General features: G+C 35.6%; 22 protein-coding genes. 9 read left to right on the top strand and 13 right to left on the bottom strand.

What is annotated here, in order from left to right:
• Positions 1-30: 30 nt before the first annotated feature.
• The 8 genes from AC0L3Q_RS06220 to AC0L3Q_RS06255 all read right to left on the bottom strand — a co-directional run bounded on the left by AC0L3Q_RS06220 (position 31) and on the right by AC0L3Q_RS06255 (position 5,509).
• The gene (locus AC0L3Q_RS06220; RefSeq protein ID WP_473285787.1) at positions 31-525 is read right to left on the bottom strand and encodes a DUF192 domain-containing protein; all 495 of its coding nucleotides are present in this window, start codon (positions 523-525) and stop codon (positions 31-33) included.
• A gap of 84 nt (positions 526-609) precedes the next feature.
• Positions 610-1,209, bottom strand: coding sequence for an RNA polymerase sigma factor (locus tag AC0L3Q_RS06225; protein WP_473285788.1), 600 nt, complete (start codon positions 1,207-1,209; stop codon positions 610-612).
• Between the two features lie 182 nt (positions 1,210-1,391).
• Entirely contained in the window at positions 1,392-2,747 is a 1,356-nt protein-coding gene (gene creD, locus AC0L3Q_RS06230; RefSeq protein WP_473285789.1) for a cell envelope integrity protein CreD, read from the bottom strand.
• A gap of 30 nt (positions 2,748-2,777) precedes the next feature.
• Complete coding sequence (locus AC0L3Q_RS06235) at positions 2,778-3,422, bottom strand: DUF1361 domain-containing protein (RefSeq protein WP_473285790.1); 645 nt, start codon at positions 3,420-3,422, stop codon at positions 2,778-2,780.
• The gene (locus tag AC0L3Q_RS06240) at positions 3,422-3,736 is read right to left on the bottom strand and encodes a hypothetical protein (protein ID WP_073321046.1); all 315 of its coding nucleotides are present in this window, start codon (positions 3,734-3,736) and stop codon (positions 3,422-3,424) included. Before AC0L3Q_RS06240 ends, AC0L3Q_RS06235 begins: the two co-directional genes overlap by 1 nt.
• Before the next feature lie 58 nt (positions 3,737-3,794).
• Positions 3,795-4,088 (bottom strand): winged helix-turn-helix domain-containing protein, encoded by a 294-nt coding sequence (locus AC0L3Q_RS06245; RefSeq protein ID WP_073321048.1) that lies wholly within the window; start codon positions 4,086-4,088, stop codon positions 3,795-3,797.
• Positions 4,089-4,117: 29 nt separating this feature from the next.
• Complete coding sequence (locus tag AC0L3Q_RS06250) at positions 4,118-4,723, bottom strand: hypothetical protein (RefSeq protein ID WP_473285791.1); 606 nt, start codon at positions 4,721-4,723, stop codon at positions 4,118-4,120.
• A gap of 84 nt (positions 4,724-4,807) precedes the next feature.
• A complete protein-coding gene (locus tag AC0L3Q_RS06255) occupies positions 4,808-5,509 on the bottom strand; it encodes a DUF6090 family protein (protein ID WP_473285792.1) in 702 nt (233 codons plus the stop codon).
• 114 nt (positions 5,510-5,623) lie between these two features.
• Here AC0L3Q_RS06255 and AC0L3Q_RS06260 point away from each other — a divergent pair, with 114 nt between their 5' ends.
• Positions 5,624-5,980, top strand: coding sequence for a DUF1801 domain-containing protein (locus tag AC0L3Q_RS06260; RefSeq protein ID WP_473285793.1), 357 nt, complete (start codon positions 5,624-5,626; stop codon positions 5,978-5,980).
• Between the two features lie 191 nt (positions 5,981-6,171).
• Here AC0L3Q_RS06260 and aqpZ read toward each other — a convergent pair whose 3' ends face one another.
• Both aqpZ and kdsA read right to left on the bottom strand, forming a co-directional pair.
• Positions 6,172-6,855 carry an aquaporin Z gene (gene aqpZ / locus AC0L3Q_RS06265; RefSeq protein ID WP_473285794.1) on the bottom strand — a complete coding sequence of 228 codons (684 nt, stop codon included), beginning with the start codon at positions 6,853-6,855 and terminating at the stop codon, positions 6,172-6,174.
• Between the two features lie 201 nt (positions 6,856-7,056).
• Positions 7,057-7,878 (bottom strand): 3-deoxy-8-phosphooctulonate synthase, encoded by an 822-nt coding sequence (gene kdsA / locus AC0L3Q_RS06270; protein WP_473285795.1) that lies wholly within the window; start codon positions 7,876-7,878, stop codon positions 7,057-7,059.
• A gap of 120 nt (positions 7,879-7,998) precedes the next feature.
• On the opposite strand from kdsA, the gene AC0L3Q_RS06275 reads away from it, so the two are divergent.
• Together AC0L3Q_RS06275 and typA are read left to right on the top strand one after the other, a co-directional pair.
• Complete coding sequence (locus AC0L3Q_RS06275; RefSeq protein ID WP_473285796.1) at positions 7,999-8,535, top strand: DUF3575 domain-containing protein; 537 nt, start codon at positions 7,999-8,001, stop codon at positions 8,533-8,535.
• A gap of 141 nt (positions 8,536-8,676) precedes the next feature.
• Positions 8,677-10,476 carry a translational GTPase TypA gene (typA, locus tag AC0L3Q_RS06280; protein ID WP_073321062.1) on the top strand — a complete coding sequence of 600 codons (1,800 nt, stop codon included), beginning with the start codon at positions 8,677-8,679 and terminating at the stop codon, positions 10,474-10,476.
• A 933-nt stretch (positions 10,477-11,409) separates the two neighbouring features.
• Here typA and AC0L3Q_RS06285 read toward each other — a convergent pair.
• Positions 11,410-12,093 carry a cell division ATP-binding protein FtsE gene (locus AC0L3Q_RS06285; protein WP_473285797.1) on the bottom strand — a complete coding sequence of 228 codons (684 nt, stop codon included), beginning with the start codon at positions 12,091-12,093 and terminating at the stop codon, positions 11,410-11,412.
• A 304-nt stretch (positions 12,094-12,397) separates the two neighbouring features.
• Here AC0L3Q_RS06285 and AC0L3Q_RS06290 point away from each other — a divergent pair, with 304 nt between their 5' ends.
• The 6 genes from AC0L3Q_RS06290 (at position 12,398) to AC0L3Q_RS06315 (ending at position 23,075) form a co-directional block, all read left to right on the top strand.
• Positions 12,398-15,415 (top strand): tetratricopeptide repeat protein, encoded by a 3,018-nt coding sequence (locus tag AC0L3Q_RS06290; protein ID WP_473285798.1) that lies wholly within the window; start codon positions 12,398-12,400, stop codon positions 15,413-15,415.
• 27 nt (positions 15,416-15,442) lie between these two features.
• Positions 15,443-17,185: a TonB-dependent receptor gene (locus AC0L3Q_RS06295; protein ID WP_473285799.1), complete on the top strand. Its 1,743-nt coding sequence runs from the start codon at positions 15,443-15,445 to the stop codon at positions 17,183-17,185.
• 70 nt (positions 17,186-17,255) lie between these two features.
• Positions 17,256-18,068 carry a M23 family metallopeptidase gene (locus tag AC0L3Q_RS06300; RefSeq protein ID WP_473285800.1) on the top strand — a complete coding sequence of 271 codons (813 nt, stop codon included), beginning with the start codon at positions 17,256-17,258 and terminating at the stop codon, positions 18,066-18,068.
• A 662-nt stretch (positions 18,069-18,730) separates the two neighbouring features.
• Positions 18,731-20,623 (top strand): DUF4214 domain-containing protein, encoded by a 1,893-nt coding sequence (locus AC0L3Q_RS06305; RefSeq protein WP_473285801.1) that lies wholly within the window; start codon positions 18,731-18,733, stop codon positions 20,621-20,623.
• Positions 20,624-20,645: 22 nt separating this feature from the next.
• The gene (locus tag AC0L3Q_RS06310) at positions 20,646-21,248 is read left to right on the top strand and encodes a hypothetical protein (protein WP_473285802.1); all 603 of its coding nucleotides are present in this window, start codon (positions 20,646-20,648) and stop codon (positions 21,246-21,248) included.
• A gap of 33 nt (positions 21,249-21,281) precedes the next feature.
• Positions 21,282-23,075, top strand: coding sequence for a DUF885 domain-containing protein (locus AC0L3Q_RS06315; protein WP_473285803.1), 1,794 nt, complete (start codon positions 21,282-21,284; stop codon positions 23,073-23,075).
• 51 nt (positions 23,076-23,126) lie between these two features.
• Here the strand turns inward: AC0L3Q_RS06315 and AC0L3Q_RS06320 are convergent, their stop codons facing one another.
• Entirely contained in the window at positions 23,127-24,143 is a 1,017-nt protein-coding gene (locus AC0L3Q_RS06320) for a YaaC family protein (protein WP_473285804.1), read from the bottom strand.
• Positions 24,144-24,261: 118 nt separating this feature from the next.
• A complete protein-coding gene (locus AC0L3Q_RS06325) occupies positions 24,262-25,461 on the bottom strand; it encodes a hypothetical protein (RefSeq protein WP_473285805.1) in 1,200 nt (399 codons plus the stop codon).
• Positions 25,462-25,662: the final 201 nt, after the last annotated feature.

Consider the following 25,662-nt stretch of genomic DNA (forward strand, 5'->3'; position numbering starts at 1 on the left):
TTTTTTTATGTTTACATGTATTTAATCTATTTATTGTTTGGAAAAAGCAATCGAATCTCCTTTTTGTAAATTCCATTCGTCGGTGAGTTGTGCATTGACCTCCAGTACATATTGCGCAGGACCTTCAGAGGGTAGTGAGCGCTCATCCAGCGGTTGTGCATTTTTTTGAATGCTTACTATCTTTTGTTTAGCATCGATAAATATGATATCCAACGGGAACTCAGTATTTTTCATATAAAAAGAATGAGGAGACTCATTTGGAAAAATAAATAACATCCCTCGGTCTTTTTGCATAGACTTACGGTACATCAAACCCGTTTGGATTTGATAATCATCATCTGCGATCTCGATATCCAGTTTAGAAATCAGAGTAGGAACGGTGTCCTGAAGGTTGTATAGCGTGAGTTCGCCTTCTTTGGTAAAGGTGACTTCTTTTACCAAATTTTTGGTATTCTTCTTTCCATCACCGCAAGAGAAGATGAGCATTGCAGTACTTGCCAATAGTGTATAAAAAGTTGTTTTCATAGGTTGTTTTTATTCTGATTAAAAGTAGATAAAAAAGTTTCAGTACAAAAGTTTATGAAACGGTTTTCTAATCCATGGTATAACTCATTTGACTAAAGTGACTTCTACTTTATGATTCGACGCAAACAACTTCGAATATTTTGGATCTTTTTCAATCATCGATAATAATTTTTTCTTGATTTCAAATTTTTTCTTCCGCACATAGGCTTCGGTGTATCCCATAGTATTTGCAATTTCTCGCATTGTTTTACCGCTGAAAAATAGATGAAGTACCTTTTGATTACTCGGATTTAACTTTCTGAAATGAGTAAGGTATAATTGCTGTTTCTCGATGTAATGTATTTCTGAAATAAGATCATCACCTTGATAAGGTGTATCTTCCAAAAAAGTAGGAGAGGAAATTAGTTTTTTGTTTTCCCGAAGTTTTTTTCTCCATAGGTTTTTGCAAATACCAAAGAAATAGGAATGAATAGAATATTGGGTTTGATCTAATGACAGAGCTGGTTTTTGCAACAAAATGAGTAATGCATCTTGAAAAACATCGTGGGCATCGTCTTCGTTGCCAGAATTTCTTAGGATATATTTCTTGAGAACGGGTAAGTTCTTTTTATAAAATTTTTTAATGATGTGATGATCTCCATTTTGAATTCCTTTTAGAATAGATGAGTTGGTGTGGTCAGACATTTTTTGGTGTTGGTTTACTTCAGTTTGCTAGTCGAGACTGCTGAGGTTGCTCAGCAGGTTATTGGTATTAAATTAGGAATAGTGGAGCTGTTACGGTATGTATTTTGAGTAGATATACCCTTTAAGTGAGTAAAGGGTATATCTGATTGAGCAAGAAGTATTGTCAAAAGACAATATACTACCTAATCGTTTTTCCAATCAATTTTCCTCGAAATCATCATAATAGTACCCAGAATCAGGAATAGTCCAATACTACCTACCAACAAGGCATAACTTTCTAATTGTATGATTACAAAAATGAAGGCATACAACGCGGTGAGAGATAAACCAATGAATCCCATAAACTTTAGACTTTTCAAAATGGCTTTAGAATACATAGCAATCAATACAACTACTGCAATACCTGCTATGATATAGGCTTTTAGGAAACTAGAGTGTTCTGAAATCGAAATCAATAAGGTATAGAACATAGAAAGTGCTAAACCGATCATCAAATATTGAAACGGATGAATATTGATTTTACTGATCGTTTGGATAAGAAAGAAAACTAAGAAAGTCAATGCAATTACCAGATATCCATATTTGGTTGCTCGTTCACTTTTTTGATATTCATCAACGGGAATTAGTAGTTTGACGCCAAAAGCTGAAGCATTGATTTGTGGGAGTTCACCAAAGAATTCTTGTTCGAACTCTCTATTGATTTGCAAAACTTTCCATTGTGCCTTAAAACCATTTTCTGTGATTTCTTTGGTTTTAGTATCCGGTAAATAGTTGCCATTAAAACTAGGTGACGCCCAATCCGAGGTCATAGCCACATTGGTTTCTCTTCCTACAGGAACAAAGCGCAATTGCTCGCTACCATTAATGATAAGATCCATATCAAACTCAACAGTATTTTCCTTTGGGAGTGAGACTTCTTTGATAAATTGAGTTTCAAGGGTATTGGTATAAGAGTTTTGATTGTACTTAGAACGTAACGGGTAACTTTCTGTACCAATATTTAAGGTCAGATTACTTCTAATTCCTTTCAGGTTAGTGGAGTTGATAATCACTGTGGCTTTGTTCCACAAAATATCATCAGCTTCGATGTCTTTGATCTCAAAATTTGGAACGGTAAAAGAGCCCTTAATTTTCATGTCAGCAGTGTACACTACAGATTCGTAGATACTTCTTCCCAAAGTTTCAGATTCTATATTGGTCTTTATATCTAAGGTGTTTGGGAAAAAATAAGCGTTGTATACCGTAATCAAATTTTCCTGTATATAGGATTTGGTTTTATCATCCCAGGTCTTTGTTTGGCTGTGCACCTGATAAGGCACTTTTAGAACTGGGCCGTATAACAATACTTCGTTACCCCATTTCTGGTTAATTTCTTTTACAACCTCTTCTTGTCGGTAAGAGCGTTCACGTATCAAGTTTTGGATATACGATAGTGGTATTAAGAGTACGAGAATTAATATACCCACCATGAGCATTCGTATTGTTATTGAAGTTTTGATCCATTGTCCGAAAGACTTTTTTTGTTTTTGGGTTTCCATAAAATAATGATTTATAAGTTACAATTGATGTTATCTTTTTTGTTGATAGTGATGTATTAATCGATAGGTGATGATGAGAAATCCACCAAATCCTATCGTAAATGCCCAGGTATTGGTATGTTGAATAGGAAAGAGTATCCTTTTTGCGATATCGGATAGAATCCCCATGGGGTTTTGAAGGATATCCCAACTATTCCAACGCAACACTCGTCCCAGGTAAATTCCAAACCCACAGAGTAGCAGGATGATGTAAATGATGAAGTGTGTAGTTTTTTTGGAAAGCCGTTCTTTGAGCTGCTCTTGCATTAAGTTTAGAGAGGCAAAACCAACAATTAAACCATTTACCGCAAAAGACAATATGAGTAGCACATCAAACCATATTTGTGATAATGTACTCCATCGTATATGTTGGATATCGGTAAGGATATATGGTGAGTTGGGCAGGAACACTAACCACACCGAAAAACCGATCCAGAAAACGAATCGTCTCGGTTTGCTTATTTTTAGTAAAAGGGCAATTCCGTAGGGGACACACGCCAGAAATAAGTTCCAAACCAGAAAAGTGTAGTATAACGAATCTGTTTTTATGATTCGGGTAAGTAATAATAGACACCCGAAGAGGACCGAGCCTGTAAAACCTTTGATAAATGGTAATTGTTTGTAGATCGTTTCCATTAGATAAGAACATTTTTTAAAGGATTCATAAATACGATATAGATGTAGCCAATAGTGATTGGGATATTGAGTAAGAATAAACCGATAGTGGTCAGATTTTCTTTGAAATGTTGATGGTTTATAATCAGATTAAAAAGTAAACCTATCAGGGTGATCGAGTTTAGTACCAAAGCGATAAGCACATAAACAATACCTGCTCTGATCACATATCCGGATTGTGAGATGAGAAAAAAGAGTAAAAAAATAGTGCCTAATAATAAGCTGACACTAGCAATAAATAGGGCTTTTTTGTTAACGGGTTGTACGATTTTCATTTTCATATTAAGTTTTAAAGTACTTTGAATTTCAAAGTACATAAGTAAAAAAATATAGTTATTGTTTCAAAAGTTTTTCGATGGCTTCTACATGTTTCTTAAAGGCTTCTCTTCCTTTTTTGGTAGCACTATAGCGGGTGTTGGGTTTTCGACCTATAAAAGACTTTTCTACCAGAATATATTCTTCTTTTTCTAGCGCTTTGGTGTGACTGGCCAAGTTTCCGTCTGTAGCCCCCAACAATTCTTTTAGCATTTTAAAATCGGCATATTCATTAACCATCAATATCGACATAATACCCAACCGTATTCGATGATCAAACGCTTTATTAATATTGCCTATAATATTTTTCATTGCTGTAAAATGAGATGTAATTCGTGCTTTTAGCGATCGTGTTTTAGATAAATCAAGCTTCCGTAAAGAATATGCATCACCCCAAAGCCAAGTACCCAAAACCAAAACCCATACCCCGGAAATATGGCACAGATCAATCCCAAAAGAATTTCAATATAGCCAAGGTATTTTACATTACCAATAGTATACTTTGAGGCATTTACAAGAGCAAGTCCATAAAAAATAAGCATTAACGAACCTGTTAATCCATAATGATTGCTAAATATTTTGATGAGTATATAGATACCTCCCGTAATAAGAGGAATCAAAAAGGCTGACAGTAACCGTTTTGAAGTTCCGTTCCAAAGAGTTTCATTGTTTTTCTTTGCTTTTTGTGTGCTCAAAATAATGGCTGTAACAATACTCAATAAAGCTACGGCAGCAAGATCGATAAGAATGAAGGTAAAGATCTTTCCGTCAAGGATTAGATAATTTCTACCACTTTGGCTAACGAGATAATATGCAATTCCTGCTCCGGCCAAAGCATAGATGCCTGCCATGATTCCGGATAAACCACTTAGAGAAAGAAAACGGGATGATTTATTCATCATATCTTTGATCTCCGTAATGTCTTTTAGATAGTCTTCTGTGCTCATATTTAAAAGTACTTTGAAATACAAAGTAAAATTAAATATTTCGATTATGCAAACTTTTGTTTCCTGAGCAAAGTTTAAAACATACTATTTAGAAGCTCCTTCTTTTGCTAAACGCGTATTTATTTTATCCAGAATATAGGTAGCGTTTTGTTTGTACGATTTTAAGTATTGCAGGTGATTATTGGCCGCAAGGATATTATAAGAAGCCACTCTTTTCCGGTAATCTTCGCTCGTTGCAAAGTAGGAAATCATTTCCGGGGTGTTATTTCCTTGTGTCCAATCTACAAACCAATCATACGACTTGAAATCTTCAATATTTTTGAGTGATTCATTTTTAAGCATTTCATTGCTGGATGCTATAAAATCTGAAAAAATGGTATAAAACTGAGTGATATCGGTAGACAAAGAATCTTTTGCATTGGTGTTCTGACCAATAACTCCTTTTAATTGTTCAAACCCTTTGGTGTTAATGGTGACAGGTGTATACGTAGTTGTTATGCTAGGACATAAAGCACATTCTTTAAAGTTTTCTATGGAGATTTCTCCTGCAAGAATGCGTTTGCTTTCTGCGATCCTATGTTCTTCAATCTTAATATAATTACCAACAATTGTAGTATCTGTGCTTAGATCATAAATAATGTTTTTTAAAATTCCTTGTAGTTGGCGGTTTTGTTTTCTTGTTTCATTGGCATTATTGATTTGTACAGCGATTAAGATTCCTATAACTACCAAAATAATTTCACCAATGGCATAGACCAGATATTTAAAGATTTTACCTTTTGTCATGGTTGATTTTCTAATTTTTCTGAATAAAGCGATCACGTAGATGTCTGTTTATTAGCTAAAAATAGAGAAACTTTTTTGGTTTTAATTCATAATTCAAAAATGTACATTTGAAACATGAATCCAGCAGAAGCCTATATCCTTAATCAATCAGAGCCGTATAAGTCTATTTTATTGCATTTGCAGGTTATTGTTGAAACTACGGTTCCATCCGTAGAATTACTATATAAATATAAGATTCCTTTCTACTACATAGAGAGTAGACCATTTTGCTATTTAAATGCCTCCAAAGGATATGTGGACTTAGGTTTTTGGAATGCAGGTCATTTGACCAAACATCTGGATCAGATGACTACTGCGGGACGTAAAGTGATGAAATCCCTACGATATCAAAGTATTGAAGAGATCGATGAGACAATTTTGATTGAGGTCTTACAAGAAGCGTATTCGGTTAAGGATAAAAAGTTCTTCTAGTACCAGACAAAAAGAAAGTACTTTGGTTTTTTAAATAGAGTACGACATCATTTATAAAAAAGAACATCGTACTCTAAGTCTAGGAACAGGGTTTTTTATCGGCACCACCAAAGGGTATGATACCCGAGGCTTGCCTCAAAATCAAAAAATTTTTTTCGACCCAATGCCTCGTGCGCTTGCCCCTAGGTAGTTTACTTTTCTGGAGCTAATATTTTGTAAACTATACCAGCTAGAATAGCCCCTACAATTGGAGCAACCCAGAATAACCATAATTGTTCTATAGCCCACCCACCTGCAAATATGGCTTGACTTGTGCTTCTGGCCGGATTCACCGAAGTGTTGGTAACAGGAATACTAATTAGATGAATTAACGTAAGACCTAACCCAATAGCTACTCCGGCAAACTTATTGGATGCATTAGAGTGTGTAGTTCCCAAAATAATGATCAAAAACATAAAGGTCATTACAATTTCGGTAACCAAAGCAGAAAGCATAGAATACCCTCCGGGAGAATGTTCTGCATATCCGTTGGCAGCAAAACCTCCGATATCGAATCCTGCTTTCCCGGTAGCGATCACATACAAAATTCCCGCTCCTGCAATTCCACCTAATACCTGTGCAATGATATAGGGTAGTAGGTCTTTTTTGTCGAATCTGCCTCCCACCAGTAATCCAATGGAAACTGCTGGATTGAGATGACAACCCGAAACATGACCTATAGCATACGCCATGGTGAGTACGGTTAAACCAAAGGCGATAGAGACCCCTACAAATCCAATTCCTAATTCAGGAAATCCGGCTGCAAGAACAGCACTTCCGCACCCTCCCAGTACCAACCAGAGTGTGCCAATAAATTCGGCAATAAGTTTTTTCATAATCTGTGTTTTAATGTTGTTACTTTATACTTAGGTACTAGTGAAGGTCTTGTATAATAGTATTAAAACAGTGGGTAGGAATACCTGAAAGGTACTAAAAAAATAATATCCCCTGACCAGATGATTATGAATTACTCCTAAATCAATAAAAAGAAGTGTGATGTTGAATGCTTTATTCGGTGAAAAAAGTAGAAGCAAAAATTACTTCAACTCATTTACTACTTGTCTTATGGCTACCAGATTAGTTAGTAATTTTTCCAGGTGATCCAGATGTAACATATTCGCTCCGTCGCTTTTGGCATTAGCAGGATCAAAGTGCGTTTCCATAAATAAACCATCTACACCTGTTACCACTCCGGCTCGAGCTATGGTTTCTATCATATCCGGTCTTCCTCCGGTTACTCCACTGGATTGGTTGGGTTGTTGTAGAGAGTGGGTAACGTCAAGAACCGTAGTGCCGTATTGTTTCATGGTAGGAATTCCTCTGAAATCTACGATCATATCCTGATAGCCAAACATGGTACCACGATCAGTGATCATTACATTATCATTTTTACTATCCCGTACCTTTTTGGCAGCATGTTGCATCGCCTCTGGACTCATAAATTGCCCTTTTTTCAGATTGACAGTTTTTCCCGTGTTTGCTGCGGCGACAACCAAATCGGTTTGACGCACTAGAAAAGCAGGGATTTGCAATATATCGACATATTGAGCGGCAATAGCAGCATCTTCATTCGTATGGATATCTGTGATCGTAGGAACTTCAAACGTTTCTCCTACTTTACGAAGTATTTTTAGGGCTTTTTCGTCCCCAATACCGGTAAAACTGTCGATTCGACTTCGATTTGCCTTTTTAAAAGATCCTTTAAACACGTATGGAATATTCAGTTTGTCGGTAATAGCAACTACTTTTTCTGCAATTCGCAATGCCATTTCTTCCCCCTCGATTGCACAAGGCCCTGCCAGTAAGAAAAAGTTATCAGCATCAAGGTGTTTCAGGTTTTTTATGTTTGAAAGATCCATAGGTGTTTTTTAAAAATGCAAAGATAAATCTTTTAAGGTTGTCATTAAAAGTATTATCCAGAAAAGTAATTATGGCATGGGGCTTGATTAAGAAGAAAGCATCAAAACAAAAACACTCTTATGAAAAAAACAATCACAGCAATTTTTTTATTGAGCACTATTTTCTTGTCTGCTCAAAATTCTATAGTGGGGGTAGAAAAACAACTATTTAAAGTAAACTTATTATTAACACCTGGTTTGGAATACGAGGTTGGGGTATCCAAAAATTCCACACTTGATTTTAGATTAGGAACAGGGTTAGCCTATGTAAAAGTAAATGATGATGAAGATTATGGGGTTTTCTTAAATTTTGAGGGAGCTTATCGCTATTATTATAATTTCGAAAAAAGAGCAAGTAAGGGTAAGAATACTTCAGGGAACTCTGGGAATTATGTAGCACTCACCACTTTTTTGGCTAGCGGTGATCCAATTATTGGGGATTTGGAAAGTGATACAGATTATATCGGTCAAGTAGGGCCTGTATGGGGTTTTCAGCGCACATACAACTCTGGGTTTAATCTCGGTTTAGAATTAGGATTAGGGTATACCTTTAGTGAAAGTGACTCTTTTGTAGCACCAATTGTTGGTTTCAGACTGGGTTGGGCTTTTGGTAGATAAATCGATATTATAATTTTAAAAATATGGAAGCTTTATGTTTGGTTTTAAACGACTGAGCATAAAGCTTTTTTATTAATTGGATTTTCGTATACAAACTCTAAAAATATCTTGTACCTTTGCAGCCTTAAAAATGAGGCGTTTATGTCAGCTATAAAAAATATTGCAATCATTGCACACGTAGACCACGGTAAAACAACCTTGGTAGACAAGATCATGTACCATTGTCAATTGTTTCGTGAAAACGAAAACACTGGAGATCTGATTTTGGATAATAACGATCTGGAACGTGAAAGAGGGATCACTATTACCTCAAAAAACGTGTCGGTTACCTATAAAGGAACCAAAATCAATATTATTGATACTCCGGGTCACGCCGATTTTGGAGGAGAGGTAGAGCGAGTACTTAATATGGCAGATGGTGTATTGTTGCTGGTTGATGCTTTTGAAGGTCCGATGCCACAAACTCGATTTGTATTACAAAAGGCAATTGACCTGGGACTAAAACCTTGTGTGGTTGTCAATAAAGTGGATAAAGAAAACTGTACTCCAGATGAGGTGCATGAAAAGGTGTTTGATCTTATGTTCGAATTAGGAGCAGAAGAGTGGCAGTTGGATTTCCCAACGGTATATGGTTCTGCAAAGAACAACTGGATGAGTGATGACTGGAAAAACGAAACCAGCAATATAGAACCTTTATTGGATATGGTTATCGAACATATCCCATCTCCAAAAATTGAAGAAGGTACTACACAAATGTTGATTACTTCGCTAGACTTTTCTTCATTTACCGGGCGAATCGCAATTGGCCGTTTGCAGAGAGGTGAGTTGACCGAAGGGATGAGAGTTTCTTTGGTAAAAAGAGATGGATCGGTAATAAAATCCAAAATCAAAGAGTTACATACTTTTGAAGGTTTAGGAAGAAGAAAAGTAGAAAAGATCGAAGCTGGAGATATCTGTGCATTGGTAGGATTAGAAGGTTTTGAGATTGGTGATACTGTTGCAGATTTAGAAAACCCAGAAGGTTTGAAAACCATTGCAATCGATGAACCTACAATGAGTATGTTGTTTACGATCAATGATTCTCCTTTCTTTGGGAAAGATGGAAAGTTCGTAACCTCCAGACATATCAAAGAACGTCTTGAGAAAGAATTAGAAAAAAACCTGGCACTTAGAGTTCAAGAAACAGATAGTGCAGATAAGTTTATGGTTTTTGGTAGAGGAGTTTTACACTTGTCGGTACTTATCGAGACGATGAGAAGAGAAGGGTATGAGTTACAAATCGGTCAGCCACAGGTAATCATTAAAGAAATTGATGGACAGAAATGTGAGCCAATAGAAGAGCTTACCATCGATTTGCCAGAACATGTATCAGGTAAAGCGGTAGAAATGGTTTCTCTTCGTAAAGGAGAAATGCTAAGTATGGAAGCCAAAGGTGAACGTATGGTTTGTGAATTTTTAATTCCGTCTAGAGGGATCATAGGTTTGCGTAATCAACTGTTGACTGCTACGGCTGGTGAAGCAATTATGGCACACCGTTTTAAAGAATACCAACCCGTAAAAGGAGATATTCCTGGACGTATTAATGGTTCTTTGGTATCTATGGAAAAAGGAACTGCAATCCCATATTCTATTGATAAATTACAGGAAAGAGGTAAGTTTTTTATCGATCCGGGAGAAGATATTTATGAAGGACAGGTTATCGGTGAAAACTCTCGTGGAGATGATATGACGGTAAATGTTACTAAGACCAAAAAATTATCCAACGTACGTTCTGCGGGAGCAGATGATAAGGCAAAGATTGTACCCGCGATCAAATTCTCTTTGGAGGAGGCTCTAGAATATATCCAAAAGGATGAATATGTAGAGGTAACGCCAAACCATTTACGATTGCGAAAAATCTTGCTTACCGAAGTAGAGCGAAAAAGAAATAAAGCAATATAACTATCATATAAAAACCCCAGTATTTACTGGGGTTTTTGTTACAAAAGAAGGTTTCACACATTACCTTCTCATTGCGTATCTGCTAGCTCCGGGCAATTGTCTTAAAAAGCTCTTTAGCGCTGTTAAGTCAATCGTCATAATTCCAATAAAAACTTTCATATCCTTTCCCTTTTAATTAATCCCTATGTATTTGTTTGAAGAACTAAAACTCTTCAAAAAATAGAACACAGTAATCGGGCCAAAGTTTTTAAAATTGAAACTTTTATAGAAACTTTAAGAGTCTGTTCTCAAACCTAATGGTTGATCGAGATACGCTTCATTTTGTTTTTGAAATATCCAATTATCGGTGAATTGCATTGCTGGATGCACTTGGCAATTCCTTCAAGAAATTCCATAATTTTTTGAAACTAAATAGATGGATAGTGTAGAGTGATTTCATAAGCCTGTTTTTTTGTTATTAAAAATGTCCCCCAAAGAATAGCGTGCTATTCTTTATTTATAAGTGTGCTTTGGGATAAAATGTTACCATAATATTGAAGTATTTAACATTTGCCAAATTATAGTTATTACTTCATGCTTATGAAATGATGGGATATAAAGTAAAAAATCCCGAGGGGGTACTCGGGATTTAGAATCGATATTTTGGGGTAAATTGGGGTATGAATCTGGGGGCTAATTCAGTGTTTTGGGGCACTGTTTGGGGCTAATTCTATATTTTGGGGCGAATTGCCATAACATTCATTTCAATTACAATACAAATGTAAGAAACAACTCCGGGGTGCAACTTGTAAAAAACAATAAATTATCGGTAAAATACATTTTTTATACGACAAAATACACAAAAAACAACGGTTTCACATATTTTGAAGTATGGTTTTTACATAAAACCTATGAATTTGTAAGAAAATACTGAGGCTTGAAAACAGGTAGAAATTATCCTTTTCGTTGTACAACTTCAAAAACTTTATTGCCATCGCATTTTAACGTTTTAGAAGGGTACTTTAGTAATAAAGCATAATCATGTGTGGCCATCAAAATGGTATTTCCATTTTTATTGATATCCTGTAAGACTTCCATAACCTCGACTGAAGTTTGTGGGTCCAAATTCCCCGTAGGCTCGTCTGCTAATATTAGTTCTGGATCATTAAGCAATGCTCTGGCAATAGCGACACGTTGTTGTTCTCCTCCAGAGAGTTGATAAGGATATTTAAAGTCCTTGGTTTTCATACCCACTTTATCCAGAACATCATCAATTTTGCTGTCCATGGCTTTTTCATCAGTCCATCCGGTAGCTTTAAGAACAAACAAAAGATTTCCTTTTACAGTCCTATCATTAAGTAGTTTAAAATCCTGAAATACGATCCCCAATTTTCTGCGTAGAAATGGAATTTGCTTTTCTTGTAGTGTAGGAAGATCAAAATCTACAATGCTGCCTTCTCCCTCTAACAATGGCAAGTCTCCATAAAGCGTTTTCATGAAACTACTTTTTCCGGTTCCTGTTTTCCCAATTAGATATACAAAATCTCCTTTGTTTACTTCAACATTTACATCAGAGAGAATTAGATTTTCACGTTGATAGATGGAAGCATCTTTAAGGTGTAATACCGTATTGGACATAATGAATGATTCTGAATTTATTAAGACTTGATTGGTAAAAGTAAAAAGTTTTCGGATAAAATGGTCAGGTTCAACCTTAGATTTTTACTTCAGTTTTGTGATATAACCCGTTTTTGGGGATTCTTATTTTACAGGATGTCATTTTTTTATCCACTATTTAAAACTACTATAATTCATATTTGTCGATTCCTAGTGTAATTATCTCCAAATTCTTTCGTTATTAGTATGAAGATTAGGCTATCTTTAACACAAAATTTATTCGCGGGAAACGATATTTACCTTTTTGATTGTAATACCTAATTCGATGAACAAATACATCATTTCGATGCTTTTTGTGATTGGCCTGTCTGCATTAACATCTGCACAACAGTCTGCCATTTACACCAATGAGCTGGTGCTCTATAATCAAGCACTTGAATTATATAATAATCGACAATTTCTTGCTGCTCAAAACCTTTTTGATAAGGTCAGAGATATGGTGGATGACGAAAATATTGATGCCGATTGCACCTATTATATTGCCAACTGTGCAGTATGGCTTAATCAAAGAGATGCAGATCAACTCCTTGAAGAGTTTGTAGTTAAATATCCCACTAGTATCAAGCGTAATTCGGCATACTTGGATGCTGCGAATTATTATTTTGATAATGGGAAATATGCGTATGCAAGAAAATGGTATGAAAAAGTAGAAGAAGGGAATCTAAGTCGTAAAGAAAAAGAAAGATTTAATTTTAATAATGGGTATGCCTATTTCAAAATTCAAAGATTTAATGAAGCTAAAAAATTCTTAAGTAGAGTACAAGATTCACCAGAGTACGGGGCTAAGGCCAAATATTACCTGGGATTTATTGCCTATGAAGGAGATAACTATCAAGAAGCAGATCGCTTGTTTGATGAGGTAAAAGATTTGAATGAGTACAATAAGAATCTCTCGTACTTTCAGAGTGATATGAATTTCAAGTCGGGCAATTTTGAAGAAGCAATACGAGAAGGATTAGCGCAACTTCCAAAATCCAAGCCTTCAGAAAGATCAGAATTAAACAAAATCATTGGGGAAAGCTATTTTAATTTGGGAGAGTACCAAAAAGCCATTCCATACTTAAAAGAATACAGAGGTCGTAAAGGGAAGTGGAACAATACAGATTATTACTACCTGGGATATGCCTATTATAAAAATGGAGATTATGCAAGTGCCATTTCAGAATTCAATAAGATTGTCGATGGTCGCAATGCTACCGCTCAGAATGCATATTATCATCTAGCCGAATCATATCTTAATACAGATCAAAAGCAACAGGCATTGAATGCTTTTAAGAATGCTTCCGAAATGAATTTTGATGCCAAGATAAAGGAAGATGCTATGTATAACTACGGGAAATTAAGTTACGATATTGGTAACTCTTATGAGAGTACTCCTGGTGTATTGCTTAATTTCTTGGATCAGTATCCTAATACCGAATATGAAGAGGAAATGAAAGAACTTCTAATAAGTTCTTATATCACTTCCAGGAATTATAAAGAAGCCATGGATCTTCTGGAAGGAAGTCGAAACTTTGCCGATAAAGAGGTATATCAGAAGGTAGCATTCTATAGAGCTATAGAATTATATGGAGAAAACGACTATAACGAAGCCATCATCTACTTCGATAAATCTTTAAAGCAACCCGTGGATCCGAAATTTGAAGCCAGAGCGATCTACTGGAAAGCAGAGAGTGCTTATTTATTAAATGATTTTGATGAAGCACTTATTGGATTCAAAGAATTTGAGAACAGTACTGGCGGATCTACCGTTTCTGAGTACCAGCAATTGGATTATAACCTAGGGTATACCTATTTTAAGTTAAAGCAATATCCACAGGCCGCAAAGCATTTTGAAACTTACTCAAATAATGATAGTGCCGACGAACTTCGACAAACCGATACCTTTTTGAGGTTAGGAGATAGTCATTTTATTTCCAGTAAATATTGGCCAGCTATGGAAGCTTACAATAAAGCGATCAAGGCAAATGGTCCTGATGCAGACTATGCACACTATCAAAAAGCAATAAGCTATGGTTTTGTAAATAAGAACAATCAAAAGATTAAGGATCTGGAAATGTTCTTGCTACAGTACACAAGATCTACCTATCGCGACGATGCTATGTTTGCGCTAGGAGATGTGTACATCGCAGAAAACAAAATTGATCGTGGTATCCAAGCATATGATCGTTTGATTAGAGAAATACCAAGAAGTTCATATGTGCCAAAAGCATTGTTAAAACAAGGATTGGTATTTTATAATGGAGACAAAGGCAATAGCGCATTGTCTAAATTTAAAAGAGTGGTGGCCGATTATCCTGGATCTGCAGAAGCAATACAAGCAGTAAACACAGCAAGATTGATTTATGTAGACCTGGGCAGAACCGATGAGTATGCTTCTTGGGTAAAGGGATTAAGTTTTGTAAGCGTTACCGATGCTGATCTGGATAATACTTCTTACGAAGCAGCCGAAAAACAGTTTTTGGAGAATAACGAAAGTGCGGCTATCAATGGGTTGGAAAAATATTTGAACGAATTTCCTAACGGTATACATGCGTTGAAGAGTAATTTCTACTTGGCGCAGCTACTTTTTAAAAGAGGGGATAAAGATGCTTCGATTCCACATTACGAATTTGTTTTGCAAAGCGATCGAACTGAGTTTACAGAACAAGCTTTAGCGCGTTTATCACAGGTGCATCTTGAAAATAGAAGCTACGAAAAAGCCATTCCTGTATTAGAAAGACTAGAACAGGATGCAGATTTTCCTCAAAATATTGTTTTTGCACAGTCTAATTTGATGAAGTCTAACTATCAGTTACTGAATTATCAAAAGACAATCGAATATGCTGATAAGGTATTGGCAAATCCAAAGATCGAGAACGATATCAAGAGTGATGCAAAAATATTTACTGCTAGAGCCGCCTTACAAACTAATGATTTGGTACGCGCGCAAAAAGCGTATAAAGAAGTTCAAAAAATAGCAAAGGGAGAACTTGCAGCAGAATCACTGTATTATGATGCGTATTTCAAAAATTTGAATGCTGATTATAAGAACTCTAACGTAAACATCCAAAAACTAGCGAAAGATTACCCTGGATATCGACTTTATGGATCTAAAGGTTTGGTGCTTATGGCAAAGAACTTTTATGGACTTAAAGATGCCTATCAAGCTACCTATATCCTGGAAAGTGTAATCAAAAATTTTGCAGATTATCCCGATGTGGTCGAAGAAGCTACAGAGGAGCTTAAAAAAATCAAAGCCGAAGAGGCAAAAACTAATTCATCCATCCAAACCGAACAGTAATCCTAGTTGTAAAACGATTTGTAGTTTATGATTCCATATTTTAAAAACGTATTTCTTTTTATCTGTATTTGTATGATAAGTGCTATGGTTGTAGCGCAAGAGAAAGAAAAGGAAGATCTTGAAACCGAAAGGGTGGTTATTGTAAAAGCGTATACACCAACGATAAGTGATGCTTTCAAAATTAAATCGAATCCAGAATTAAATGATTCGGTAACCCAACAAAAGAAACCTATTCGGTATAGTATTTTTTCGGTACCTGTAGCTTCTACCTATACACCAGCCAAAGGGAGAGCAGCAAATATAGATCGGCCAAAACCTATCAAAATATTTGATAATTATGCTACTTTAGGTTTCGGAAACTTCACTTCAGTACTCGCAGAGTTCTATAGTAATTTTCAAATCAATAGATCTGATAATATAGGACTGTATTTGCATCATAACTCTTCTCAAGGAGGAATCGAAGACGTGGAACTCGATGATAAATTTTATAATACTTCTTTGGATCTTAATTATACCTCGAGAAACAGAGACTATACCTATGGATTAGAGTTTGGAGCAGAACATCAGTTGTACAACTGGTATGGATTGCCAGAAACACCTGTGCTTACTCCTGAAGAAATAGCGGCTATAGACCCGCAACAGAACTATTTTGGTATAAAACTAGGTGGTAAAGTACAGTTTGATGATTTGTATTTTAAGAAAGCAACCCTCAAATATCGATTTTTTGGAGATGGACTAAGTTCTACAGAACATCACGTAGTGGCAAAACCTTCGTTTGAGTTTGAAGCAGGAGATTCTCTGATTAATACCAATTTTATAGTAGATTACCTGACCGGTAGTTTTGATCGAGAATTTGATCCGGCATTACAACTTCCAAATACGTATGGGATTCTTAATCTGGGAGTAAATCCTAGTCTGGCTATACTTAAAGATAATCTTACAGTTAATCTGGGTGCTGCAGTATTTTATAGTATTGATACCGAAAATAGCGATAATGATTTCTTTATTTATCCAAAAATAACAGCCTCTTATAGAGTAATAGATGATGGACTTATTGCTTATGGAGGTCTAGAAGGAGATTTAGAGCAGAATAGTTATAGAGATGCAGTGCAAGCTAATCCTTTTGTGTCGCCTACTTTACTTATAGAACAAACCAATAGATTATACGACGCTTATTTTGGACTGAAAGGGAAAATATCTGATGTTGTTAGTTATAATGTTAAAGGAAGTTATCTTTCAGAAGATGAAAAACCGCTTTTTGTGCATAATCCAAGAACTTTTATTGCTTTAGAAGGATATGATTACGGTAACTCATTTTCATATCGATACGATGATGTAACTACCTTATCCGCGTATGGAGAGCTTAAGTTTGAAATCAACAAAAAGTTCACCTTAGGAGCATCCGCTACCTATTTTAACTACGATACAGAGGATGAACAAGAGGCATGGAATCTACCTGAAGTAGAAGCTTCGGTATTATTAGATTACCAGATCAATAAACAATGGTTTTTGGGTGCACAACTATTTTATGTAGGAGAGCGACAGGATATCGATAATACCGTAACCGCGGTTCCGACTTTACCATTAGCAACGGTTACACTAGATAGTTATTTTGATGCTAATGTAAATGTAGGGTATCGATTGAATGATCGATTGTCTTTGTTTGTAAAAGGAAATAATCTGATAGGAGAAAACTACGAACGTTGGGTAAATTTCCCAGTACAAGGAATACAGTTTTTAGGTGGTGTCACGTATAAATTTGACTACTAGTACAGAGTCCTTTAGTTGAATACAACTAGATTAGGTATAATTTTTGTTATCTTAAAGAAAATTTCGTCCTATGAAAATCATGGTGTTTCTCTTGGTTGCGTTGTTTTCATATACTGCAATAGCTCAAAAAAACTTTAAACTCTACTATGAAGAGACTGAAAGCGGATTTATAATACTTGCCGATAATGATGAGTATAGTCCAGTATCAGCAAAGATGAACTTTAGGTTAGAGAACCTCACTTCTTCAAATGGAAATAATAAGGTTTTTGTAGTACCTGCCCAAACTAAAAAGCATATCATTACCGAGCTCAATGTTGTAGATCGAAGAAAACCCTTAAAACTGGGATTCGAATCGGCATATAATCACGGAGATCATACACTCAACACCTACGATAAAGATTTTGAGTATCATTTACCTTTTGCCAAAGGAAAAACGTTTTGGCTTTCACAAGGATATAATGGGGCTATTTCTCACCAAAATGAATATGCTCTGGACTTCAAAATGCCGATGAGTACTAAGATTCATGCTGCACGAGATGCTGTGGTGATAGAGGTACAGCAGAGTTATGAAAAAAGATGTACGTCTCAGGATTGTGCCAAATTCAATAATTATATTTTGGTATATCATAGCGATGGCACTTTTGCAGAGTATACGCATATCAAGAAAAATGGATCCGTGGTAAAGGTAGGAGATAAGATTAAGCAAGGACAATTTATAGGATACAGTGGTGATGTAGGTTGGGCTACGGGACCACATCTTCATTTTGTAGTTTTCTTTCAACGGTTAAAAGAACGAGTTACCCTAAAAACGAAATTCTTAACCGGTAAAGGTAAACAAGCGATTCAGCTTATTGAAAAAGAGCAATACACTCGAGACTATTGAGAAACAACGTAGGGTATCTACTTGCTAGAAAACGAGTTCTCAATACGCTATACCCCTGTTTTTGGGTGTTTTAATTTCATTGTTTATGGCGTTTTAAGTGCGGATAAACCAAGATATCTTGTAGTATCTAATTGAGGTTTGTCAATGTTTAAACCTTATAACGCTATATGTAAGATGAAAAATATCAATTTAAATACTTGGTTCACTCTTTTTGCTTTTTTGTTTATTCTCACTGGGGTTTGTAGTTTACTTCATAATGCTTACGAACAAGAAACCTTGGTTTTTACACCGACCACGACTTTTTTAATGAAACTACATCCTATACTTAATCTCCCTACAAATGGTTTGGGATATAGTGGTTTTGTAAATGGTTTATATGGTATTTTAGGGGGATTGATCATAAATGTGTTATTGTACTCTTTCGCTCTCGAACGCTTTGTTTATGGCTTTAAAAACTTGTGTAGAAAAGTGATGGTGTTCTAACTCTTTATCATAATATAAAGTCATAGTTTTATGTTATTCTTATTTTCTTCCCTGTTCAGGTTTACTGATATTTGAATAATCATACCTCTTGGATTCGTATAAAAATTAAAATAAGAGGTAATATTTCGTTTGGTGATGACATATATAGTAAATCATTTACCCAAAAAATAATGAATATTATGAAAAAGTTATGTTATGGTGTATTAACCATTTTGTTTTTATTAAGCTGTGAGAAGGATACTTTAGATGAACTTAATGCAAAAAATGATCATCAATCTCATTCTGATGTTGCAAAAAATGCAGCAACAGGAAATGAAAATTTACCTTTGATTTTACCAGATGGATTTAAATGGGGAGTTCAGGGACATCCTGTGACATCAACAGAATATCGTCCCCCTTTATCACCTCAAGGGTTAGACGAATATGCGGATCTGCAAGTTGATTTATTAAATGAATTTCAATTTGAGCATTACCGAATAGATTATGCACCTGATGCTACAGGTAATATAGAAATTTGGCAACAACCGTTTTACGAAAGGTTGGTAAGCAAATTACATCAAAACAACATAAAAATTCTACCAGTGTTAAAGCTTTCTGGATTTGAATTTGGTGAATCCCACGAAACTTTATTTTCCAAAGGATATAATTTGGCCCAAGGTTTTTTAATGACACATGACCAGAACTTTCAGGCACATGAGGACGGTTTCAAGTACATCGAAATCGGAAATGAGGAAGAAGTGAGATGTGTAAGAAAAGTAGGTGACGATTGCGTAGAAAGAGTTATTAATAATTACACACGTGGAGATAAAACTAGCGAATATAACAAAACTTTAGTCAGACAAGTTGCTGCCTATTTTGTAGGTATGATCCAGGCTATCGAAGAGTTCAACGTAAGCACTCTAGATCATTATAAAATAATGATCAACGTTGGAGATCCATGGCATAAAGGATTCTTTGATATATTAGAACAAGGAGTTGAAATTGGAGGAGAAATGAGATCAGTTAATTTCGATGTTATTGGAGTACATTGGTATTCTGGTAAGGATGAAGAAGATAGGATTCAGAATGTTCTAAGTCTATATAGTGGGATTGGAAAAGATATTTGGATTACAGAGGTGAATAGAAGAAACGGGAGTTATGGTAGTAACCCAGAGGATAGCAATCCAAATCCAGAAGAAGAACAAAAAAGTAGGTTGTTATCGATGATCAATAACTTGGGTGGTACGAGTCAGATCAAAGCTTTTTATATTTATGAGTTATTTAACGAACCAAGAACTAGAAGTACAAGGCCTAACGAAGCCAATTATGGATTGATTAAATGGTCTTCAAATGAGCACCCCTTTTTACAAGATCAATTGATCTATAAACCGGTTTCCGAAATGGTAAAGTTTAAAATAGAAGAATCTAAATATGGATACGAGGACTATGTATATAGCATTTATCAAAAAATGCTGGAAAGGTCTCCTGAGGAAGAAGGGCTTATTTTTTGGAGTGATATTTTTGAGAACCTAAGGAATAAAGAAGACTTTCTTGGAAGAATTTTACCAGAAGGAAGTTACAAACTTTTTGTACAAGAACAATACAGAACGCTATTAGATAAAGAAGGAGATACAGGAGGAGTAAATTATTGGACCGAAAGAATGAAAAATGGAGCGAGTAGAGAACAAATTATTGTTGATTTTTGCTCAGGGGCGGATTTCTGGAATCTTTCGAATCAAAATAATACCGATTTTGTGATACGTTTATATCGCAAATTGCTAGGTAAAGATCCAGATCCAAGTGGTTTGAATCATTGGGTAAATGAATTAAATTCTGGTGCGCTAAGATACACAGTAGTAGTTAGTGTAATACATGAGGATGCATACCTAGAACTTTTTGTGCAACAGCAATTTCAAAAAATATTTGACCGTACTGGGGAAGAATCTGGAGTGAATTTTTGGGTGGACCAAATGAAAAACGGATTAAATCAGAACGAACTAATCGTTAAGTTCTTGATATCCGAAGAATTTTGGAATAAATCAATTGTAGCAGGATACGAAAGAAGGACTCCTTTTTCGTTTCTTCCAAATTAATAACTAACTAAACCGATTCAATATGATTATTTACGGATGGAAAGCAGCGCATTTACGATCTACAAAATCCAAAACGGCAGTGTGCCCAAGTTGTAAAACCCAAGGGTCTACTGTCATCAGTGTTTTTAGCAGACATGTCCATATTTTTTGGATACCTCTTTTCCCTTATGGAAAAACAGGAACTTCGCAATGCCAACATTGTCAGCATACCATGAAGGTCAAACAAATGCCTGAGGAAATAAAACGGGAGTATAAAAACCTAAAGATGGACGTAAAGCCACATATCTGGCAATTCTCGGGGCTGGTATTGATTTCTTTTTTGATCGCGTGGGGAATTTATTCGAGTAAAGAAAATGATAAGAAAAATCTTGAGTATATTGGTGCTCCAAAAGTTGGAGATATCTATGAGTATAAAACCGAAAGTGGATATTATTCATCTCTTAAAGTAGTAAACGTTTCTACCGATAGTATTCGGGTAGTGCCCAACGAATACGAAATAGAGAAGAAGACTGGGATTTATAAAATTGATAAACCAGAGAATTATGGCGAGTTTAGCTACGGATTATCAAAACAAGAACTAATTGAAATGTTTACTTCTGAAGAAATATATGAGGTAAACCGATAATTAGAGATATAGAGTACACCAAAACAAACAAATATGATCAAAAAAACACTGGTAATTGCACTCATGGCGGTTACAGTTGGTGCTTGTAAAAAGGAAAAGACAGTTACCGAGACCACAGCACCAAAAGCGGATGTAAGTAAGGCGTTTAATGAAATGCTAGACAATTACTACGAAGAAGGTTTAGTGCTTAACCCTGTGCAAGCTACTTTTGCAGGAGATAATCGTTTTAATGACCAGTTTCCGAATCCGCTAGCCGACGAAACCGTAAATAAAGTAAAAGCATATTACACTAAATACAAAGAACAACTGGCTCAGTTTGATGATGCATCGCTTTCGGATAGTGAAAAAATGACGAAGGCCATTTTGAAATGGGAATGTGATATTAATCTTGATGCTTTTAACTATAAGAAGGAATATTTTCCTATCGATCAAATGTGGTCGATTAATTTAATGGCGGGACAATTGGCCAGTGGAGCCAGTGCTCAACCTTTTAAAACGGTAGAAGATTATAACAATTGGCTACAACGTTTAGAAGGGTATTTGGCTTGGATGCAATCTGCAGAAGAAAAAATGAAAGAAGGAATGCAACAAGGATATGTATTACCAAAATCCTTAATTGTAAAAGTGCTTCCGCAACTGGAAGCATTGACGGTGAATGATCTTGACAAGCATTTGTTTTATGCACCAGTTAAGAATTTTCCTGAGGATTTTTCTGAAGAAGATAAGAAACAACTTACCGAAGCATATGGTAAAATGGTTTCTGAGAAAATCATTCCTGCGTATACTTCTCTGCATAAATTTATGAGTGCAGACTATCTGGATGCAGGTAGAGCAAGCTCTGGTATAGCTGATATCCCTGGAGGAAAAGAATATTATGATTATCAAATTAAGTTGTACACTACTACCAATATGACCGCAGACCAAATTCATGAATTGGGATTGTCTGAGGTAGCTCGAATTTTATCCGAAATGGAAAAAATAAAAGAGCAGGTGGGGTACACGGGTGATTTAAAATCATTTTTTAATCACGTACGTAACAAAAAGGAGCTAATGCCTTTTACAGAACCGCAACAGGTAATCGATAATTTTAATGCGATTCATGATCGTATGAAACCACAGATAGAAAAGTTGTTTGATGTAAAGCCTAAAACTCCTTTTGAGGTGCGCCGTACAGAGGCTTTTCGTGAAAAATCGGCTAGTGCAGAATATAATCCAGGTTCTCTGGATGGTACGCGACCAGGTATTTTTTATACTCCGATTCCAGATGTGACCAAATACAATACGTATAGTGATGAGTCACTGTTTTTACACGAAGCTATACCAGGACACCACTATCAAATTTCTTTAACTCAGGAAAGTGAAGAATTACCAAAATTTAGAAAAACATTATGGTATAGTGGTTATGGTGAAGGTTGGGCATTGTATAGTGAATCTTTAGGAAAAGAACTAGGCTTGTATACCGATCCTTATCAGTACTTTGGAATGCTTGGGGCAGAGATGCACCGCGCTATCCGTTTGGTGGTAGATACAGGGTTACATTCAAAAGGATGGACCAGAGAACAAGCGATTCAATATTCTTTGGATAATGAAGCTGAATCAGAAGCTGGGATCATTTCTGAAATAGAACGATATATGGCCAACCCAGGACAAGCCTTATCATATAAAATAGGCCAGTTAAAGATTAGAGAACTTAGAGCCAAAGCCGAAAAGGAATTAGGAGATAAGTTTGATATCCGCCAGTTTCACAATGAAGTGTTAGAAACTGGATGTGTACCTCTTGCTTTGTTAGAGGATAAAATCAATGGCTGGATTGCTAAGAGTAAATAGAAAGATCTTATGAAATAATAAAGGCGCTTGAAATCAGGCGCCTTTTTTTGTTTAGAAACTAGTGTATGCTTTAAGTACTTTTTGCCCCAGCATTTTGGCTGTTGTTAAATACAAAAATTGCTTGGGCTGCGTGGTTAAAAATTCACTCATTAACCACTGCTCCATATCATTAAATATTTCTTTGAACAAGTTAGGACGGTAGCGGGTAATAGAACCCAAATAGAAGATAGTCCAATAAATAATCATCTCAGTAGGGTATCGGTGTTGCTTCTGTTTTGAGATATACATTTTGTACCCATCATCACCCACATAATACCAAACTCCCTTATGTATAAGTTGTTGGGATAGGGCGTAATAATCCTGTCGGGTAGGACTGTATTTGTCGATGTTTAAAGATTCGATTAAATATGGAACGCCTTCTTCCTTTTCAATATGATATCCTAATTTTTTTAATGAAGTAATATCTCTACCATCACATTGTACTTTGGCTTTGATCCCTATTTCTTTACCATCCTTAAAATATAGCACATTGGATAGTTTGCAAAAGGACTCTGAAACGCGATAGATCTCACTATAGGCTCTATGAATCCCTACACAGTGTGATAACAGATTCTTCAGGTTGATTGTGGTATTGGTGTCAATGGTAACTCCATTAAATAACCGATACAATTCTGAAGCTACCTTGATTTTATCTTTTTCAATAGGTTGTAAGGTTACCCCGCTTCTACGAAAAGAATTGTTATTACGCTCGCTAATACCATGGAGGTAATGAATGTGCTGCCCATAATTATGTTCCAGATTCAAAACAATCTTGGATAGATTGAGAAACGAATAGTAAAACAATAAGGGTTTGGTATTGAGAGGAGCACTTTCTGCCGCATTGTAGAAGTTTTTGGCCTGTTCTAATAGAGAAAGCAAAAACTTTTTATCGATGTTTTTCTTCTTAATCACATAATCCCAAAATGCCCAAACGTCGGAGATGATTAATTTTCTTTCGTGTCCTAAATAAACAAGATTGGTTTCCTTGGTAAACAAAGGGAACCCATATTTTTCTTTTAATTCTGTCATTTTTTAAGCTGGCTCAACTGTTTTGTAAAGCTACTAGTTTTTTGCCAATAAGAATAAAGAAACTCTTTCTAATCAACATAGAAAGAGTTTTCATCTTGAATTGATGAGGTGTAGATGGTTAAAACCCTTTAAAGGCTTCTGCATCTTTTATCAAAACCAATATATCGTACCTAAATATGGTCTTTTTGAATCCTTCAGAGAAATTTGAATATGCATGTTCTCTCAAGGGTGCTAAGTTTAAAACAAAGTATTTTTTCGTAATAGAAGGTATGAGCTCTTGTATTTCTTTAGGGAACTGTTTCGTATTGTCAAAAGGCACCGAAGATGAAGGAGCAAATGGGTTACCGGTGGCAGCAGTTCCTGTGATTCCCATAACCACAAAATGAACCGAATGCATGTTGTTCATAATAGCCAGTTCGCTGGCTAGATTAGAGATATCGTAGATATTGGTTCGAGTTAGCCCTTTGGCAGCGTGATTCGCTCCCAGTTTAAAAATTACCTTAGGCGTTGGTGTTATTTTTTGAGCTTCTTTATAGTAACGAGCAAAGTTTTGCTTCATCAATAGTCCTCTTTCGTTATTATTCTTGTAATACTCTTTGGTAATCGTGTTGTAGGCATAGATCTCTTTAGTTTTCCAAAGTTGCTTGATAATTTCAATTTCATTTGGATCATCGGTAAGCGATAATAAATGATCATGAGTAGCCTTATCGTATTGAAAAATGTAAGGTGCGGTGTAGTCTTTTTGTGCTACGGCTTGTTTGTATGCGATGCCTGCTTTTTCTTTGAGCTCTTCTACTTTGTTTTTTAAGGCTTTATTCTGGGTAGTTCGACTCAAGTACTCAAAGTTTAAACGAAACTGAACCATAAAAGTCTGGTCAATTCCCCAGATATCTCCTGCTTTTGTTACAACATTAGTAAATAGGTCATAATCATCTTCATTGTTGTAAAATGGTATGCTATATGGAAACTCCCTATCTAGATTTTTTGCTTTATCAATAGGAGCTTTTGTGGATGCCATTGCCTTGATCTTTTTTGCTGCAATGGCATCGGTTTCTATACATAATGTTTTGTACTCATAAGATTGTGCTTGGTCGAATAGGAAATTCGTAAACGCACCTACTTCTTTGATGCCATGTTGCTCTCCTACAAATACAAATTGACTGTTTTCTAGTTCTTTCTTGGCAAAAGTGATGAATTTTTCTTCAGACAACTCGTCAATTTCAAAACTGTAATCCGAAAGATTGATTTTGTTTTGAGTATGACCAGATATGGAAAACAATAGTGCTGATATAAATAAAATGACATATATTTTTTTCATAAGATGTACTTTTTTGATTGATGAATCAAAATTAGAGAGTTTACCAATCGCTTTTTTTGTAGAAAACCATGAGTAAGGATTAGAGCTATATGAAGAGGTGTTTTTAGAGTGTGAGATTAGATATTTTCCTGATGAAGACAAAAAAAGCGCACTGAATTGGTGCTGTTATGGCTCTAAAAGAAGTTGGGAATTAGTATTGAT

The organism is Aquimarina sp. KJ22-3 (assembly GCF_055808215.1).